Raw genomic sequence first — 18,286 nt, forward strand, 5'->3', positions numbered from 1 at the left:
AATAAAGACGTTAAGATTTACTACAAATTTGCACAGGTTGAGGGGTTATAATCCCCCTCAATCATTTTTTAAAACTAACTGTGAAATGCACTCTACATGGGAGGAGTACGGGAATTGGACTCCATAGCTGACGGAACCCCGCTTGAAATACTCGAATACCTGTCGCTCGCGGCTGTTGTCCGAAAGCAAGGAACCAAGATCATACGGAAAAGCATCAATAGGGCCGACTTTGATGCGCTTGTAAGGATATTGAAAGAGGAAAAGGGCCATGTGGTCTTGCCGGGGAGGAAGGCTGGTAAGGGTACGGGTAATAAGATAGATTCTGATACAATAAAAAAATATATTAGAGATATAGAGGGACAAACAGGCAGAGAGTTACCTAAAAACCAAATAGAGAAGTTGAAGGAAGCCTTAAGAAATAAAGAATAAAAAAAATGTCACCAATAGAAACAGCTAAGCATAGGGCAGAATTTGATAAAGTAAAAAATAAAGTAATCAAAGAGCGGGAAGAAAATACAGGGCAAAAGTGGCCTGTGTATAATGAAAATGTTATTTCAGAAAAAACAGGTAAAATAATTAGGAAAAAAGGAGATAAGTATGATGCTCATCATATAATTGAGAATACATTTGGAGGAGAACATGAATGGTGGAATATGCATCCTGCAAAATTCCCAAATGAGCATCAAGCTGGTATTCATGGAACAGGTTCACCAGCAAATTCGCTATTTAAAGTAGGTAAAAAATAATGGGCTACGAATCTATGAAAGCAAATCAAGAAAATAGTTTTTATCGAGTAACTGAAAATGAAATAAAAGATGTTGAGAAGGAACTCGATTTAAAATTTCCTAAGGAGTTAGTTAATTTTTACATAGAGGTTGGCTACGGGTTTATTAAAGGTTCAGAGTTTAATATAAATCGTATTATGGATCCTTATTCCGTAAGAGATTTTCGATTAAGAGTTAACGATTTTGAGTTTTATCCTGACATAGAAATCTATGATGAATTTGAAAATAACAAACTAATATTTTTTGAAGGTAGTGAATCAGCTTTAATGTCAATTGAATTCAATGAAAAGAAAAGCAGTCCGGTTTACTATTATGATATTCAAATTGCGACTTCTCTTGAAGAATTTTTAAGAAAAATTGAAGAAAATGATAAATATTACTTGGAGTTACTAGTTGATTAAAAAACATAATAAAACGGACACCTTGATTGGCTAAATGCCTTTGAAGGTTTTTCTTTTAATATGCCCCTAACTTTCCCCCGCCAAATGTAGTGAATTTGCCCAAGCCAAACCCGTTTCCACGCATATACAATAATATAGGCATATATATAGAGGAAATGGAGGTATGAACGGATGTACCCTTACAGAGGTCCTTACCAGCCGCAGGATCAGCGTTTTTTTGGATTCTTTGGTCTGCCCTTTTTAGGCGGGTTAGCAGGAGGTCTATTGGGCACCGCCTTATTCTACCCGCGTCCATATTATTGGTATCCTCCACCGCCGCCGCCTTATTATTACCCGCGGCCTTGCTGTGGACCGGGATTTGGATATCCTTATTAATAGCTATCAGGGGGAGCTCTTTAAGAAATGCTTCCCTTTTTTCATGCCTGAAAGCACCAGAGTCATATTGCAGAGAAAAAGGCTTAAGGCAGCATAAATCTCCACATTAATTAAAGATAGTAATTAATAAAGAGTTTTTCTTTAAAGGTGAAGAACCTTTTTGGTTTGAAGAAAGAAGATTAAGGTTAAATATGAATATTATGGAATTATAGTGGGATAACTAATTTATCGATTTTTGCATGCTTAAGCAGCCTATGTTATCCTGAAAAACGTGTCTGCGGACAGGGTGTTCCATAATTTATATATTATATGCTGTATAGGAGGTGCTGAAAAGTTGATTGAGTTTAAAGAAGTTAACAAAATCTTTCAGGATGGGTTTCATGCTCTTAAGGATATTACCTTTAAAGTGGAAGAAGGAGAACTGCTGGTTCTGATTGGACCCAGCGGATCTGGAAAAACCACAACAATGAGGATGATCAACCGTCTTATTGAGCCGACAAAAGGCACAATCACTATTGAAGGAAAAGATATTTCAAAAGAAGATCCAGTCAAGCTCCGCCGGACGATCGGTTATGTGATCCAGCAAATAGGGCTGCTGCCGCATATGACGATAAAAGAAAATGTTTCTCTTGTTCCAAGGCTGATGAAATGGAAGAAGGAAGAATACATAGATAAAGTGGATGAGCTGATGCATATGGTAGGGCTGGATCCGGAGGTCTTTGGTAACCGCTATCCTTCAGAGCTGAGCGGCGGGCAGCAGCAGAGGATCGGTGTTATCAGGGCACTGGCAGCAGAGCCGAAGATCATTTTAATGGATGAACCGTTCAGTGCGCTGGATCCAATCAGCCGGGAGCAGCTTCAGGATGAATTAGTCCGTCTTCAGCGGGACATCCAAAAAACGATTGTATTTGTAACCCATGACATGGATGAGGCGCTTAAAATCGCTGACCGCATCTGTATCATGAAGGACGGAGAAGTCGTGCAGCTGGATACGCCTGAAAACATCATCCGCAGGCCGGCCAACGAATTCGTCCGGAGTTTTATTGGAGAAGACCGGCTGCAGGAAAATGATAATATCTCATTACCTAAGCTAACCAAATTAATGGTTCCGGCTGTAACAGCCGGCGGGAACCGCAGGCTGGCTGAATCCCTGAAGATGATGCGAAGCAAACGGGTTAACAGTCTTGTGGTTGTGGATAATCAATATGTTTTTCAGGGAATCGCAACTGTCTGGGATGTCCAGAAAAATTACAAGGACGAAGAATTGATGCTTAAAGACATTATGGATTCAAACGTTGTGACACTTCAGCAAAATGATCCTGCGGAAAAAGCCTTTCAGCTGGTGAACGAATCTGTATATGGCTTTGTTCCGGTCATGGATGAACACAAAAAGCTTTTGGGTATTGTGACCCGATCAAGTCTAGTAGAATATATGGCTGACGAAATCATCGAGTAATCAGGATAGGGGGTGTTGATGATTCTTAACTTAATCAGCAGCACGGCTGACGTTTTTGTAAACCGATGGCCAACAATATGGAACTTAATCTTAGAGCATATGTATCTTTCGCTTATTTCGATTGCCATTGCCATTTTAATATCTGTTCCTTTGGGCATTTATTTAACGAGGCATCGAAAAATTGCGGATTCAATTATTGGGATTGCAGGAGTTTTTCAGACGATTCCAAGTCTCGCACTACTTGTATTTCTCGTGCCATTCATCGGAACAGGACAAGTTCCTGCCATTATTGCTTTAACCGTTTATGGCTTATTGCCCATTCTTCGAAATACATATTTAGGTATTACTGGTGTTGAAAAGTCTGCCATCAATGCAGGGGTTGGAATGGGAATGACGAATCGCCAGGTCCTTTGGATGGTGGAGCTCCCACTGTCCCTCAGTGTCATCATGGGCGGAATTCGTACGGCGACTGTATTAATTATCGGTGTTGCTACGATTGCGGGCCTCATTGGGGCTGGCGGTCTGGGAGATCTAATCTTCCGCGGGCTGCAGACCTATAATACGGGCCTGATCCTCGCAGGGGCGATCCCATCTGCGCTGCTGGCGATTATTTTTGATTATTTATTGAAGCTGCTGGAGACTGACGTGACTCCGCAAGGGCTTAAACAAGGGCAGAAAACAAATCAAACTGTGAGCCGCTGGAGAAAGTGGGTGGTGACCGCATTAATTCTAATTCTCCCTCTTTCTGCTTTTGCTGCCCAGCTGGGTGAGAAGTCTGGCGGCAAAGATACGATTACTATTACCGGCAAAAACTTCACAGAGCAGGAAATCATGGTTTACATCATGGGCCATCTGATTGAGGAGCATACTGATCTTAATGTGAAATATGAGTCCTTCCTAGGCGGTACTGCACCTGCATTTGAAGGAGTTAATAACGGAAATTATGATTTGTATATGGAATATACGGGAACGGCCTTGCTGAGCATTCTAAAAGAAGAAATGATCAGCGATCCTGACAAGGTGTATGACATTGTAAAAGAGCGCTTTAAGGATGATTATGATTTGGTCTGGCTTGAACCATTTGGGTTTAATAACACGTATACTCTGACCATTCGTAAAGAAGATGCTGAAAACTGGGGTGTTAAAACAATCTCAGATTTAGGCAAGAAATCATCTGAGCTGTCTCTTGGTTCAGAGCCGGAATTTCTTGAGCGCCCCGATGGATATCCGGGTCTTGTCAATACTTACGGGTTTGAATTTGGCGAAACACAGGCCATGGACTCTGGCATTATGTACAGTGCCATCAAAAATGGAGAAGTGGATGTCATTGATGCTTTTTCCACTGATGGCCGCATACCGGCATTCAACCTGCAGGTACTCGAGGATGATAAAGGATTCTTCCCGCCTTATTATGCAACCCCAGTTATCAGGGCTGATACGCTGAAAGAACATCCTGAAATTGAAGAAGCATTGAAGATGCTTGCGGGAAAAATTGATAATGAAAAAATGCAGGAACTCAATGCAAGAGTAGATATTGATAAAGAGCAATATGAAGATGTGGCGGTTGATTTCCTGAAAGAAGAAGGATTAATTGACTGATTCGAAAAGGACTGTGATTATTTTGCAGTCCTTTTTAGTATGATGAAAGTCTTATCAAATAAGGAAAATGTAGGATATTTATTATTCGGAATATTAATTCTTTTAGCAGATTTACATCCTCCTGCTGAAAAGGCATGATAGAAATAATTCGGATATCGAATTAATAGATCAGGGGAGGCTTAAACATGAAGAAAAAGTCATTATGGAAAGTACTTAGTTCAGCAGCACTGGCAGCTTCGATTCTTGTACCTCAAGTAAGCTTTGCTGAAGGCGCAAAGCCTGTGACAGAAGAAAATGTATCAATTAATGGTTTTGTAGATTATGAAGAATTAAAGAAAAAGTTAAGCCAAATTGAAAAATCATCGAACGGCCTGGTTCAGGTTGAATCTGCGGGAAAAACGAATGAGGGGAGAGATATCTTTACAGCACGAGTGGGCCATGGAGATAAGGTGGTACTAGTACAGAGCGAAATTCATGGCAATGAAAAGACCGGTACTGTCGCCTTGCTGAATATTCTTCAATATTTAGGATCAAGTCAATCAGCAGATGCGAAAAGGATTAGAGAAGAATTAACGATTGTCGCAATCCCGATGATGAATGCCGATGGTTCCGAATTGGACAGGCGCGGCAATGTAATGACCTGGGAAGAGGTTCAGGAACAATTTCCTCAATTACATAATGCACAGCCCACCTGGAATTATTACACACGCAGCCTTCAGGGGGATGACTATTCTGCAGCACCAGGATTCGATGTAAACCGTGACTTTAACCCTGACTTGAACTATATTCCGAAGGCGGAGGACTTCCCTGGAAATTCAAGCACTCCAGGCTGGTATATTACGCCTGAATCACAAACAGTCCGGGATGTTTATAAGAGTCTTCAAGAGGAATTTGGTAATGTTGAAGTCTTTTTAGATCTTCATCACCAAAATTTCTATAAGATTGAAGGAACAGGTGAAGATGTAACAATGTCCATTTCAGCAGACTTTGTTCCGGATCCAAATTCCGCGGAGGGTGCAAAATATAGCCAATATGCGGAGAATTATCGCTTTGATTTCTCACGCCAGTTAAACGTTGCTCTTTATGATGCACTTCAGGAAAAAGGAAATTCAGTGTTTACCAATATTTCTTTATATGACCAGGACTTAGACTTGCCGGGTACTGCCCTGGGCTCCTTTGCCTTGAATGGAAGCGGGGTTGTCCTATTTGAGGTAAAAGGGCAGACGCATAACTATGGACAAAAGATGAAAGGTCAGCTGGTTAAGACAGTAGAAACAGGTGTCATGGGGATTATCAATGGGGTGGCAGATGGCAGTGTGTATGATTTGAATCCGGATGAATATAATGAAATTCCTAACAGAGTGCCAATTCGTTAATAGAGTCAATAGAAGCTGATTCCCAATGGGAATCAGCTCATTCTTACTGCAGATGATCTGGTACACTATCAGTCGTTTCTTCTGCCACTTCTGTAAAAATATCTTCTTCGTTTTCGGGAACCATATGGACAGAGAAGCCCTTGGCAAAAGCAGGTTCGAGTAAATGAATCAGCTGCTGGACATCAGCCTGCAGCTGAAGGAATTCCTTTTTCGTTACAGGCTGGGCTTCTTCTTTTAATTCATAGCCCACTTGTCCGTTTGGCTCCAGGGTTGCCCACCTTACATCGCTGATAACTGCAACATTATGCTGACGCAGCTTCATTTCAAGCTGGTCGACTGTAAACCGGAGTTTTCTCAGATTCTGTTCATTTAATTTTCCATCTTCTATAATAATTTTGGATTGCCCAGTGATAAACCTCTCGAATTTGTCTGATTTCATTTGTGCATATTCCATGATAATTAAGGTAAGGACAAGGATGAGTCCTACAGCAAGAGTAGTCCAAATGCTTTCCCCTGAAACCGGTTCAATTAATAATGAACCAATGCCAATCATGATTACTACCTGAGCTAACGTCATCTGTGAAATAGACTTTCGGCCTGCGATTCTTAATAACAGCGTGCCCCCGATAACGACAAGGATTGAGTTCCAGATCCAATCGAATTCCACTCCTATCCCTCCCTATTTTTTATTATAGTCTTTCGCAAATAGAGCCCTCTAAAACTGCTATTGTCAATTTATCTAACAAAAGTGGGATTAGCTATTGTTACGTACTTATTAAACGTGTTAATATCAAAATATTATAAAAATTTTAATAACTACATAATTGTCGGGGGGAATTTGTGATGAAGAAGATGTTAGCCGTCCTAGCAAGCAGCGCTTTATTAATGCTGGCTGCCTGTGGCTCAGGAAATGAGGAAACCAGCGGGGAAGGGTCAGAAAAGAAAACCGTAAAAATCGGTATCACGCAAATAGTTGAGCATCCATCATTGGATTCTGCGAGAGAGGGATTTATTGCCGCACTGAAAGATGCAGGCTATGAAGAAGGAAAAAATCTAAAAATCGACTTCCAGAACGCCCAGGGGGATATGAACAATAATATGTCCATCGCCCAGAACCTGGTTGCGGACAAGAATGATTTGATCCTCGCGATTGCTACTGCGAGTGCACAATCCGTTGTGCAATCCACGAAGGATATTCCGATCCTTTTTACAGCCATCACCGATCCTGTGGGAGCTGAGCTTGTGGAAAGCATGGAAAAGCCAGGCGGGAATGCAACGGGTACATCTGATACACATCCGGATGCCATCAAAAATACAATTGACTCCATTAAAACATTTGTTCCGGATGCCAAAAAGGTCGGAATCATCTACAATGACGGGGAACCAAACTCAGTTGTTAATGTAAAGCATGCGAAAGAAGCCATCGAGGCGGCAGGCCTTGAAGCGGTTGAAACCACTATTTCAACAAGCTCAGAGGTAAAGCAGGCTGCAGAATCCTTAGTGGGCCGTGCTGATGTGTTTTATATTCCTAAGGATAATACAGTTGTATCTGCCCTTGAATCTGTGCTGAACGTAGCGAATGAAAAAGACATTCCAGCATTTGTTGGAGAAAGCGATTCGGTTAAACGGGGCGGATTTGCTTCCTATGGTTTTGAGTATCATGATCTTGGATACTCTACTGGCCAAATGGCTGTTGATATCCTTGAAGGCAAAAATCCTGGAGAGATTCCTGTTGGCTACCCGGAAAGTCTTGAGCTGGTGATTAACAAAAAAGCAGCTGAGGAACAGGGAGTTACGTTGACAGAGGACATGCTGAAAGATGCTAAGGTGGTTGGGGAGTAAATAGCTAGTTAAGAGATACAGCGATTCAGCTGTATCTTTTTTTTGCTTAAAAGAAACCGGGAATTTTTTCTTGAAAATGATCCAAAAGAACTACGCAATCCAGAAGGATGATTTTAGAAAAAAAAAGGGCTCAACAAAGTTTAATTTAAATATAAACAACAGGGTAATTTTACCTATACAATACAATTGGGGGTTTATAGATTAATAGGAATAAAACCACAGACATAATTCGACACGGCTGCAAAAGCGATTTGACGAGTCTTGACTGCCATGATAGTAATAAAAAGGTAGAAATTTTGAATTTAAAAATGAGTGAATAACAAAAAAATAGAAAAAATCTATGAAAAAAATACCAATTTTGGTTTGAATATCACAAAATTGGGTATTAGTGGGTATAAATAACTGTTTTGTTATTTTTTGCAAGTAAGTAATTGACCTTTTAATTGTGTATTTTTACAATAATAGTAACCTATTGAAAAGGAGAGATTTGAATGTCAGGAGTTATTCGCGTTACACCAGCAGAATTAGTAGGCATGTCTAACCGTTATAATGGAGAAAGCAGCCAGGTTGGGGATCAGATTGTCCGTTTGGATAATATGATTCGTGAACTGGAAGGTGCATGGGAAGGGGAAGCAAGCAGAGCTTTTGCTGAACAATACCAATCTTTAAGACCTTCATTTGTTCAAATGCAGCAATTATTAGAGGATATCTCTGTTCAGCTTAATAATACTGCAAGAGCTCTTGAAGATGCTGATAACCAGATTGCTGGACAAATCCGCGGTTAATTTCATCTGAATCAATAAGTGGAGAAGGAGCGCTACATTCATCAGATGAAAAGCGCTCTTTTTTTATGGGGTGTTGAAAATGTACATAGAATTAACAATCGATCTGAAAAATTATGAAGTTGAACCTTTTGATCTCCGTCTATCTAACTATCACTCTGTTAAAAAAGTAGTAGATATTGTTTGGCAAGCTAAGTCGATTCCTCAGCCGCCCCGGGAAGGCTATTGGGTCAGAATTTCTAACAAGCAAATGATTCTGTCAGGAAACGATAAGCTGGCAGAAAAGGGGATTACCACTGGGGACCGTTTCGAAATTTTATAAAGGAGCATTAAAAAATGTCAGAAAAGAGTCAAACCTACCTTGAAGAGCAGCTTGAAGCGGTTGTCGAAACAGATCATCAATCCCTTACCATTCTTTTTCAAAGAGAGAAAATAAAAGCTGATGCTGCTGCGGAATTGGAATTGCTCAAAGCAATGGATTCAGCTATAAAAAGGGATGTCCATTTAACAGAGGATGAACTGCGCCTCGTCCTGCAAATTCCCTCAAATTATTTAACCTTTTCCAAATTAAAAAAGAAAGACCAAAGAAGCAGATGGATCTTCTCTTCACAACTCCTCAAGCTTGTGAAAAGTCATCCGTATTCCAGGCTGCATCCTATTGTTTGTCCGGAAAATATAGTGGCTGATGAAAGCCTGTCGCCGCATTTGCTTCATTATGGTGTAAAAGAAAGCCTTCCGCCTTATGAAGCCAATCAGGAAAAACTCTGGATGGAATTGAAAGCAACCATTGCAGCTGCTGTAGATGGAAAGCATTCCTTCCGCGACTATCTTAGACTCTATGAAACCATTGAACTGTCGCCTGCAGCGGCGAGTGTGATCAAAGCCAAGGATGATAATGAATTGTCAGAAGTCATCCGGACAAATATTGAAATGCTTGAAAAGAAAGATAAGGAATACGTTAAGGTTCCGCAGAAAAAATGGAAAGCCACACGGTATTCTGCTTGGGGACTGCTGATTGCTTTATTGCCTTTCCTTGCTTTCAGTCTATATTCCCTGATCTTTACACAGCCTAAACAGGCAGCATTTATTAATAGCCAGGAACACTTCTTGAAAAGCCAATATAGTGAAGTTGTTTCTGAGTTATCCAATTATGATATTGATCAGATGCCGCGAGTGGTGCAATACGAACTTGCCCAGTCTTACATAATAAATGAAGCATTGACAGAAGACCAGAAAGAGAATGTTCAGAATACCATCACCCTGCAGACGGATCCTCTTTACTATCATTATTGGATTCATATTGGAAGGGGAGATGCCAAGGAAGCTCTCGATATCTCCCGGGATCTTGAAGATAGAGACTTAATCCTATTTGCATTGCTAAAATACCGTGAAGTTGTCAAAGCAGATGATAGCCTTGAATCCGATGAAAAACAGCAGAAAATTGACGAAATCCAAGCTGAAATTGATGAATATATAGAGGTTCAGAAAGCTCAGGAAGAAGAGGAACAAAGGCTGCAGGAAGAGCAGGAGAACAACAAGGCCAATGAACAGGCTGTAAAAGAGGAGTCTGAACAAAAGGCTGCAGAAGAGCAAAAGCCTGCAGATTCAAAGGCAGCTGAAACTTCTGCTGAAAAGCCAGCCGAAAAGAAGGAAGAGGCAGCAAAGACAAAACCAAATTAAGATAGGCAGGAGGTGGAGAGATGGAACAGTTATGGTTGTTTTACAGCGATTACTGCCAGCAGCTGTCTATGCCATTTGAGAAAAGCGGCAAGATCACCATCGGCCCAAAGCTGGAACAGCTGGTGACAATAAGGGATTTCCCTTTCACAAAAGGGACTGTGTCAATAGAAAGGCACGACAGCATCTATGAAGTAAGGCAAAATGAGTCAGTTCTCGGAAAGCTAAATGACGGGGAACCCTTCCAGCTAAATGATGATGGGAAGACCCTGACGATAATCGTAACCTCTGAAAATATGAATAGCCAGACCTACTTTTCTGGCTTTCAAAAGGAAATAAAATTTTCCTCTGAGAATCCAGATGCAGCGATTTATAAAAAGAACGGCATTTTAATAGATGCCGGCCATTCCTTCGAACTCATTAAGACAGATAACGGCTGGCGGGCAGAACCACAGTCAGGACAGCTTTATGTAAACGGAAAAAGAGCCGAAGAGAGAATTTCCCTTGAAATCGGAGATGTGCTATTCTTCCCATTTATGTCTATTCGAATACTGGAAGAGGACCTCTTCCAGGTTGACAGCATTGAAAGCTATGAATCTAAGCTTCCGATTACCATCAGACCGCAATCAGAGATGGCAAAGAAATATCCGCTCTATCGCAGAACGCCAAGAATGATTTATGAGATGCCGGATGAAAAGGTTTCTCTATCCTTTCCGTCACAGAAGCCTGATGATTCCAATCGGGGGTTATGGATGATCATTATGCCGCCGCTGATTATGCTGATTGTGATGGGCATAGTGGCGTTGATTCAGCCAAGAGGAATATTTATTATCATTTCAATGGTCATGTTCATGACCACGTTAGTCACATCTACCGTTCAATACTTTAAGGATAAGAGCAATCAAAAGAAGCGGAAAGAGCGCAGACATCGCGTGTATACTGCCTACCTGGAAGAGAAGCGGAAAGAGCTGCAGGCACTGTCTGACAAGCAGAAGCATGTTCTGGAATTCCACTTTCCTTCTTTTGAGAAAATGAAATATTTCACGGGCCATATATCCGACCGAATTTGGGAGAGGCCCCTTGAGAGTTTTGATTTTCTGCAGTTCAGGCTTGGAACAGGCAATGTGCCTGCGAGCTATGAAGTTAAGGTCAGCTCAGGGGATATGGCCAATCGTGAAATTGATGACCTGCTTGAACAGTCACAGCAGATGGAAAAAGTTTATAAAGAAGTTAGAAATGTGCCTGTGGTGGCTGACCTTGCAAAGGGGCCAATCGGGCTGATCGGAAAAGAGTCAGTTGTTAAGAATGAGATACACCAGATCATTGGACAGCTGGCGTTTTTCCACAGCTACCATGATGTGCGGTTTGTATTTATTTTTAATGAAAAGGAATATAAGAAATGGGAATGGCTGAAATGGCTTCCGCATTTCCAGATGCCGCATGCACATGCAAAAGGGCTGATATATAGCGAACAAACGAGGGATCAGCTGTTATCTTCCATTTATGAAATCCTGCGGGAAAGGGATTTGGATGAAAATAAGGAAAAGCAGGTGTATTCTCCGCATCTGGTGTTTATCATTGCCAATCAGCAGCTGATTGCAGATCATGTGATTCTGGAATATTTGGAGGGCGACCACTCCAATATGGGGATCTCCGTTATTTTTGCTGCCGATTCAAAGGAAAGCCTGCATGATAATATTCAAACACTTGTCAGGTATGTCAATCAGGAAGAAGGAGACATTCTGATTCAGGACAAAAGAGCCGTGAGCATCCCATTTAGGCTTGATGCTCATCAGAAGAAGGGAAATGAGGAATTTTCCCGTCTGTTAAGAACGCTTGATCATCAGGTTGGAATGACCAATTCCATTCCTAATAGCGTTTCGTTCCTGGAAATGATGAAAGTAAAGGAAGTGGGAAAACTTCCAATCAAGCAGAATTGGCTAACAAAAGAGTCTTCCAGATCATTGGCAGTACCAATTGGATTAAAAGGAAAGGAAGATCTTTCGCTTTTGAACCTTCATGAAAAGGCGCACGGCCCGCACGGACTGCTCGCTGGGACAACCGGATCGGGTAAGAGTGAATTCCTGCAGACCTATATTCTTTCACTTGCTGTTCACTTCCATCCCCATGAAGTCGCATTCCTGCTGATTGACTACAAAGGCGGAGGAATGGCCCAGCCGTTTAAGAACATGCCGCATCTTCTTGGAACGATTACGAATATCGAAGGGAGCAAAAACTTCAGTTCAAGAGCGCTTGCCTCAATCAAAAGTGAATTGAAAAGACGGCAGAGGCTTTTTGATCAATACCAGGTGAATCACATCAATGATTACACAGACCTTTATAAAAACAAGATGGCAAAGGAACCGCTTCCGCATTTGTTTTTAATCTCCGATGAGTTTGCAGAGCTGAAAAGCGAAGAGCCGGAATTCATCAGGGAGCTTGTCAGTGCTGCACGAATTGGGCGAAGCCTGGGGGTGCATTTAATTCTGGCAACCCAAAAGCCAGGCGGTGTCATAGATGAACAGATCTGGAGCAATGCCCGTTTCCGGGTAGCTTTAAAGGTTCAGGACACAGATGACAGCCGGGAGATCATCAAAAACGGAGATGCAGCAGCTATTACCGTAACCGGACGCGGCTACCTGCAAGTCGGCAATAATGAAGTCTATGAACTCTTCCAATCTGCATGGAGCGGGGCGCCTTATTTGGACGACACCTCCGAGACAGAGGATGAAATTGCAATCGTAACCGACCTGGGGCTTGTGCCATTATCGGATGTTAATTCCCGCCAAGGAAAGAAAAAAGGCGGAAAAACAGAAATTGAAGCAGTGGTGGAGGAAATTGAAGCAACACAGTCTTCGATGGGCATTAAAAAGCTTAGAAGTCCGTGGCTTCCGCCTCTTGAAGGGCGTTTAAGCAGGAAGCTCCACCGCGCTGAAGAGAATCATGAGATTCATTTAGGGATGGTGGATGAGCCTGAGAAGCAGAGCCAGTATCCATTGAGCTATCAGATCATAGAGGATGGTAATGTGGGGGTATTTGGATCCTCCGGTTATGGAAAATCCCATACGATTATGACAATGCTTCTTAGCATTGCCGAAAAGCGGACTCCTGAAGAAGCTCATTATTATATTTTTGATTTTGGCAATGGCTCACTTCTTCCGCTAAGACAGCTGCCGCATACGGCCGACTTCTTCCTGATGGATGAAGAACGCAAGATTGAAAAGTTCATGAATCTGATCAAGGATGAAATTGCCCGCAGGAAGCTATTGTTTCAGCAGCAGGAAGTCAGCGGAATTAAGATGTACAATTCGATGAGCAGCGAAAAACTGCCGCTTGTATATATCACATTTGATAACTTTGATTTAGTAAAAGAAGAGATGCAGGAGCTTGAAACGCAAATCAATCAGATTGCCAGAGATGGACAGTCACTAGGCATTTATATGATTTTTGCTGCGACACGCATCAATTCGATCAGACAGTCGCTTATGAACAATCTCAAAACGAAGGTAGTCCATTATTTGATGGACAGCAGCGAGGCATACTCCGTACTGGGAAGAGTTCCGTTCGCACCTGAACCTATTCCGGGAAGAGCCATAATTAAAATGGAAGAGGCGTATTTCTCACAGGTATTCCTGCCGGCAGATGGCAAGGATGATTTTGAGATTATAGAAGCTATCCGGGAAGACATCCTGGAGCTGAAAGAGAAATACAAGGACTGCAGGCAGCCTGAAGAGGTGCCGATGCTTCCGGCAGAGCTTAATACGATTAACTTTACCCGCTACACTACAGGAGTGACTCAGCCGGGACTTGTGCCTGTTGGCCTTGATGAGGAATCTGTAAAACCTGTTTATGCGAACTTCAATAAAACGAAACATTGCATCATCCTGGGGCAGGCCCAAAAAGGAAAGACAAATGTTCTTAAGCTCATGATCAATCACATGCTTGTTCAGGGTGCAGAGTCCGTCGGTATTTTCGATTCCTTTGACAGAGGATTGTCATCCTATGCCAGTGAGGAAAAGTCGGTTTATATCGAGACAAAGGAACAGATCAGCGATTGGGCAGCACAGGTGGAAGAACAATTATCCGTCAGGGAAAAAGATTATCTTAACGCAATCCAGCATGGCAAGACTGATATAGAGTTTTCGCCAATCGTACTGGCTGTGGATGGATACTCCCGTTTTGCGCAGACATTGGATAACAGCCTGCAGGAAAGAATGGCAAGGCTGATGAAAAACGGCAGCCATCTCGGCTTCAGTGTCATCGTTACAGGCAGCAATAATGAATTGACAAAAGGATACGATTCCTTAACAGCAGAAATTAAACAGATCCGCCAGGCGATCGTTCTGATGAAAAAATCAGAGCAGACGCTGTTTACCCTTCCATACGACCGGAAAGAGGCAGAGATCCAGCCGGGATATGGTTATTACGTTATAAATGGAAAGGAATTAAAAATTCAAATTCCTTTATGTGCCACGGAAAGGAAGGTCTTAGCATGACAGCCAAAACAAAATACATCGTGAAAATGGTTTTGGTGATGCTTCTGATTATCGCCGCGCCAGCCATCTTTTTTGGCTCCATTGGCGATAATCCTCTGCTAGTCAGGGAGAATGCCACAAGAACCATAGCTGTTGTTAATGAAGATACAGGCGCTGACAAGGAAGAGAAGTCACTTGATTTTGGAGAGGAAATTACATCGATTCTCCAGGACGGCTCACAGTATGAGTGGACCGTCATCGGCAGAAGTGCTGCAGAGAATGGCTTGAGAAATACCAAGTATGACGCAGTCGTTTATATTCCTTCAAACTTTTCAAAGAACATCATGTCCTATGAAAGCCAGCAGCCTGAAAAAGCAAACTTTGAATATACGGTACAGAACCAGCTGAACTCACTGAACCGGGAAAAGGTTCTGCGTGAGATCCAGACTGCCACCAACCGTGTTAATGGAAAGATTTCAACCTTGTATTGGACCTATGTATCCCAGGACCTTGAAAATGTGAAATCCCAGTTCGATACCATTTTACAAAAAGAAATAGACTTCCAGAATGCCATGCTCGCTTTCTATAAGCCCAGTTCCAAGAACCTGGCAGCGGAAATCGAACAGCAGCGCAATATGCTGGAGAGCATTCAGTCGACAGTGAAGACTACTGCGGAAACTACTTCAGAGGGTGAAAGCAATCTTACCCAATTTGAAGAAAATCTTGCTGGTTTTGTTCAATATGTAGAGCAGTACCGGGAATATCAGGATGTTCAGCAGGAGACACTCCAAAAACTGCAGGATGAAAATGTACTAAATATCCAAGCACTGACTGGAAAACATGATCCACAGTACGCTGAATCGCTAACCGCGCTGAATGAGGGCGGCGAGCAGCTCTCGAATACTATTGATTCAGTGGAAGCTCAGCTTAAGGAAAACAGTGAGACGTTCAGCAACCTCTCGAATATCCGTACTGCACAAGTGGATCGGCAGAGAGAAGAATTAATCAATTATCTTATGAACCAAGAGAGAGAGACCCTTAGCCAGGTTGAGTCAAACATAGCTTCCTTGAAGCAGGAGTTGTCAAAAGGCACTTCTGCCGGTAATCCAGGAACAGCATCAGCAGCTTCAAACAAAAGCTATACAGAAAAACAGGCTGCTAATACAAATACGGATACAGCTATTCCTTCAGTTCCCGGCCTTGAAGCTGAGCGGGCAGAATTACAGTCCATTGCCAGTGAAATGAACGCAATAAAGTCTTCACTAGAAACCATTGAAGGAACTCCGGAGCAAGCAGCCGCTGCTGCTGCAAGCCTGCCGAAGCTGTCTCAGCGTTTGCTTAATGTGGAACAAAAGCTTTCTGCGAATGACTCAGCAGAAAATCCTCTGCAGAAAGTGGTGGATGAGCTAAGGGCTGCCAATGAAACCTTAACTGCTCAGAATGGGAAATTGGTTGAAGACTATAATAAGCTTGTTGCAGAAAACAAAAATTTGATTGAGCAGCTGAGTAATTCAAGTAACTTTGCATCTTTAATCGGCTTAATCGATCAGAAAGAAAATAAAATTCTCGAATTGAATCTGGATAGTTCCAGCAAAGCGAAGTTAACAGAAGTGTTTAACCAGCCAATTATCTATGCAATCCCATCAAAAATGATGGAATATTATTCTGCTCTCGGAAGATTTGAAGGCACGATAGAGTCTTCCATTAACTATAATCCTGAGAAACTTCAAACATTTATTGAAAAATTGAACCCAATTGTAAAAGTGGGCGAGGATGAACAAATGGTTTGGGATCAATTGAATACTTCCATCCCTAATTCAGAGGAACAGCTTACAGGTTTGGATAATCAGTTTACTGCATTCTTTGACGAGTATAGTCAGAAAATTGAAGAGCAGCAGACTGCTATTACATCAGACTTATCTGCACTGCAGGAAAGTGCAATGGCTGTCATGGATAATATTCAGTTGTTATCATCATCCAATACTTCAATGCCTGTCGATGGCATCGACGGTTCTTCCGTCATGGTTAAACAGGAAGGAATCAGCCAAAGAATGCTGATGATTAATGATCTTGTTGGTTCCATCGGAGAAAACCAGAGCAATATCGTGTCATATACAAACGAGCTTGAGCAAAAGGTGCAGAGTGTCCAGCAGGATGCAGATACACTGAATTCCAAGTGGGGCTCGAACGTAGAGACGACTCAGATGTTCCGGGATGATATTTACAATCTTCTTGGTAATACCTATGTGAATGGCCAAAAGAATGGCCCGGTATACGAGCAATTATCCAATCCGCTTCAAATCAGCGGAGAAACAGCTGCAAAGAAAGAGGAAAGCAAGCTGCCGCCTGTTGTTGTATTGGCCATTGTCCTGCTCAGCAGCTTAATGATCGGATACTTCAGCCATTATTTCAAAAATGCGCCGATGCTTGTCCATGCTTCCATGTTTGTGCTGCTGAATCTTATTGTTGGTCTGATAATCAGCATATTCGGCCTTAATATTTACTCAATGGAACAGGATCGGGCTATTGAGTGGACGATATTTACCATATTGCTGCTGACTGCAGCTTCAGCCATTGTGCTGGCAGGGTTCAAGATTGGCAATCTAGCAGGATGGATTTTGAGTGTTGGTCTCATTGCCTTCTTCATTAGTCCGTTCCTGGCTCTTACAGCACCAAATATTAACTATGAAGATCCAATGTCCAAGGTATATATGTCCATCCAGTATGATTCGCAATCACTGTTTGTTCCGGCTATTCTCATACTGCTTGGCATCATAGCCTTCCTTGCCATCATTCCATTTGCAGTCCGGTCGATAAAAGACCTGCGTACAAAGAGGGATGAGGATCAGGCTTATGAAGCTTAATAAATACCTTCAAGTCCTGGCGTTGATCCCGGCGTTTTGGCTGATAGCTGGCCAATCCGCCGGGGCGACCCCTGACTTTAATAACTTAACTCCGAATACCTATGAAAAAAAGGAATTCAAAGAGAACACCGATTACTTGCATGAAAAATCGCTCTATGAAAATAAGAAAGAGATCCCCGAAGAACAAAAGGATCTTACTTTTACAAAAAAGAACCTGGATCCTTTAAAGGAAGTGAAGGAGCAGCTTTTTGATGGCGGTGAAACCGCTAATAATACCATCACCGCAAAAGCAGACCAGCTTCAGCTTTTTTCCGATTCTAAACAGGAAAGCTTTTTGAAGGCGGAGGATCAAACTCCCGCTGAACAAGATAACAAATTAATCTTTCTTTATATTATTCTGCTCGTCATTGCCATAGGTGTGATTATGGGATTCCTCATACCGAGGATGGCGAGGCAGGCTGACAATTAAATAATTCCCGTACATGTCTCCGGTTTGGAGACATGTACATAAATACTGCAACCAAATTCTTCAGCAAACTCCCCTCAAAAAAACTGGCTTCTAAAAATAGAATAAAGAATTAGGGATGAAAGAAATGAAAATGTCTGCGCCGAATAGCCAGATGACGAGACTTAGAAATTATTGGATAGAATAAC

At 42.0% G+C, this 18,286-nt stretch carries 13 protein-coding genes and 1 pseudogene; 13 read left to right on the forward strand and 1 reads right to left on the reverse strand.

What is annotated here, in order from left to right; all coding sequences use genetic code 11:
* Positions 1-300: 300 nt before the first annotated feature.
* The 6 genes and pseudogenes from ACEQ1T_RS19440 to ACEQ1T_RS19465 form a co-directional block, all read left to right on the forward strand.
* Positions 301-746, forward strand: a pseudogene (locus tag ACEQ1T_RS19440) (hypothetical protein); the annotation flags it as partial.
* Positions 746-1,186: an SMI1/KNR4 family protein gene (locus tag ACEQ1T_RS19445; RefSeq protein WP_370224326.1), complete on the forward strand. Its 441-nt coding sequence runs from the start codon at positions 746-748 to the stop codon at positions 1,184-1,186. The pseudogene ACEQ1T_RS19440 and the gene ACEQ1T_RS19445, both read left to right, overlap by 1 nt.
* Positions 1,187-1,357: 171 nt before the next feature.
* On the forward strand, positions 1,358-1,561 hold the full coding sequence (locus ACEQ1T_RS19450) for a hypothetical protein (RefSeq protein ID WP_370224327.1): 204 nt from the start codon (positions 1,358-1,360) through the stop codon (positions 1,559-1,561).
* A gap of 334 nt (positions 1,562-1,895) precedes the next feature.
* Positions 1,896-3,017 carry an ABC transporter ATP-binding protein gene (locus ACEQ1T_RS19455; RefSeq protein WP_370224329.1) on the forward strand — a complete coding sequence of 374 codons (1,122 nt, stop codon included), beginning with the start codon at positions 1,896-1,898 and terminating at the stop codon, positions 3,015-3,017.
* Positions 3,018-3,035: 18 nt separating this feature from the next.
* The gene (locus ACEQ1T_RS19460; protein ID WP_370224330.1) at positions 3,036-4,616 is read left to right on the forward strand and encodes a glycine betaine ABC transporter substrate-binding protein; all 1,581 of its coding nucleotides are present in this window, start codon (positions 3,036-3,038) and stop codon (positions 4,614-4,616) included.
* Positions 4,617-4,801: 185 nt separating this feature from the next.
* Positions 4,802-5,992, forward strand: a complete 1,191-nt coding sequence (locus tag ACEQ1T_RS19465) for a M14 family zinc carboxypeptidase (RefSeq protein ID WP_370224331.1) — start codon at positions 4,802-4,804, stop codon at positions 5,990-5,992.
* 43 nt (positions 5,993-6,035) lie between these two features.
* On the opposite strand, the gene ACEQ1T_RS19470 is transcribed toward ACEQ1T_RS19465, so the two are convergent.
* Complete coding sequence (locus ACEQ1T_RS19470; RefSeq protein ID WP_370224332.1) at positions 6,036-6,659, reverse strand: DUF421 domain-containing protein; 624 nt, start codon at positions 6,657-6,659, stop codon at positions 6,036-6,038.
* Positions 6,660-6,835: 176 nt separating this feature from the next.
* On the opposite strand from ACEQ1T_RS19470, the gene ACEQ1T_RS19475 reads away from it, so the two are divergent.
* From ACEQ1T_RS19475 to essA, 7 genes are all read left to right on the forward strand, one after another.
* Positions 6,836-7,834, forward strand: coding sequence for an ABC transporter substrate binding protein (locus ACEQ1T_RS19475; RefSeq protein ID WP_370224334.1), 999 nt, complete (start codon positions 6,836-6,838; stop codon positions 7,832-7,834).
* A 491-nt stretch (positions 7,835-8,325) separates the two neighbouring features.
* Positions 8,326-8,619 carry a WXG100 family type VII secretion target gene (locus ACEQ1T_RS19480; protein ID WP_009336200.1) on the forward strand — a complete coding sequence of 98 codons (294 nt, stop codon included), beginning with the start codon at positions 8,326-8,328 and terminating at the stop codon, positions 8,617-8,619.
* A 79-nt stretch (positions 8,620-8,698) separates the two neighbouring features.
* A complete protein-coding gene (locus tag ACEQ1T_RS19485) occupies positions 8,699-8,938 on the forward strand; it encodes an EsaB/YukD family protein (RefSeq protein WP_370224335.1) in 240 nt (79 codons plus the stop codon).
* A 14-nt stretch (positions 8,939-8,952) separates the two neighbouring features.
* A complete protein-coding gene (gene essB, locus ACEQ1T_RS19490) occupies positions 8,953-10,296 on the forward strand; it encodes a type VII secretion protein EssB (RefSeq protein ID WP_370224337.1) in 1,344 nt (447 codons plus the stop codon).
* Positions 10,297-10,316: 20 nt separating this feature from the next.
* Positions 10,317-14,789 (forward strand): type VII secretion protein EssC, encoded by a 4,473-nt coding sequence (gene essC / locus ACEQ1T_RS19495; RefSeq protein ID WP_370224338.1) that lies wholly within the window; start codon positions 10,317-10,319, stop codon positions 14,787-14,789.
* Positions 14,786-17,632, forward strand: coding sequence for a type VII secretion protein EsaA (gene esaA / locus ACEQ1T_RS19500; RefSeq protein WP_370224340.1), 2,847 nt, complete (start codon positions 14,786-14,788; stop codon positions 17,630-17,632). The genes essC and esaA overlap by 4 nt, the downstream gene beginning before the upstream one ends.
* Positions 17,622-18,101 carry a type VII secretion protein EssA gene (essA, locus tag ACEQ1T_RS19505; protein ID WP_370224341.1) on the forward strand — a complete coding sequence of 160 codons (480 nt, stop codon included), beginning with the start codon at positions 17,622-17,624 and terminating at the stop codon, positions 18,099-18,101. Before esaA ends, essA begins: the two co-directional genes overlap by 11 nt.
* Positions 18,102-18,286: the final 185 nt, after the last annotated feature.

Source organism: Cytobacillus sp., assembly GCF_964223445.1.
Taxonomy (GTDB): Bacteria; Bacillota; Bacilli; order Bacillales; family Cytobacillaceae; genus Cytobacillus.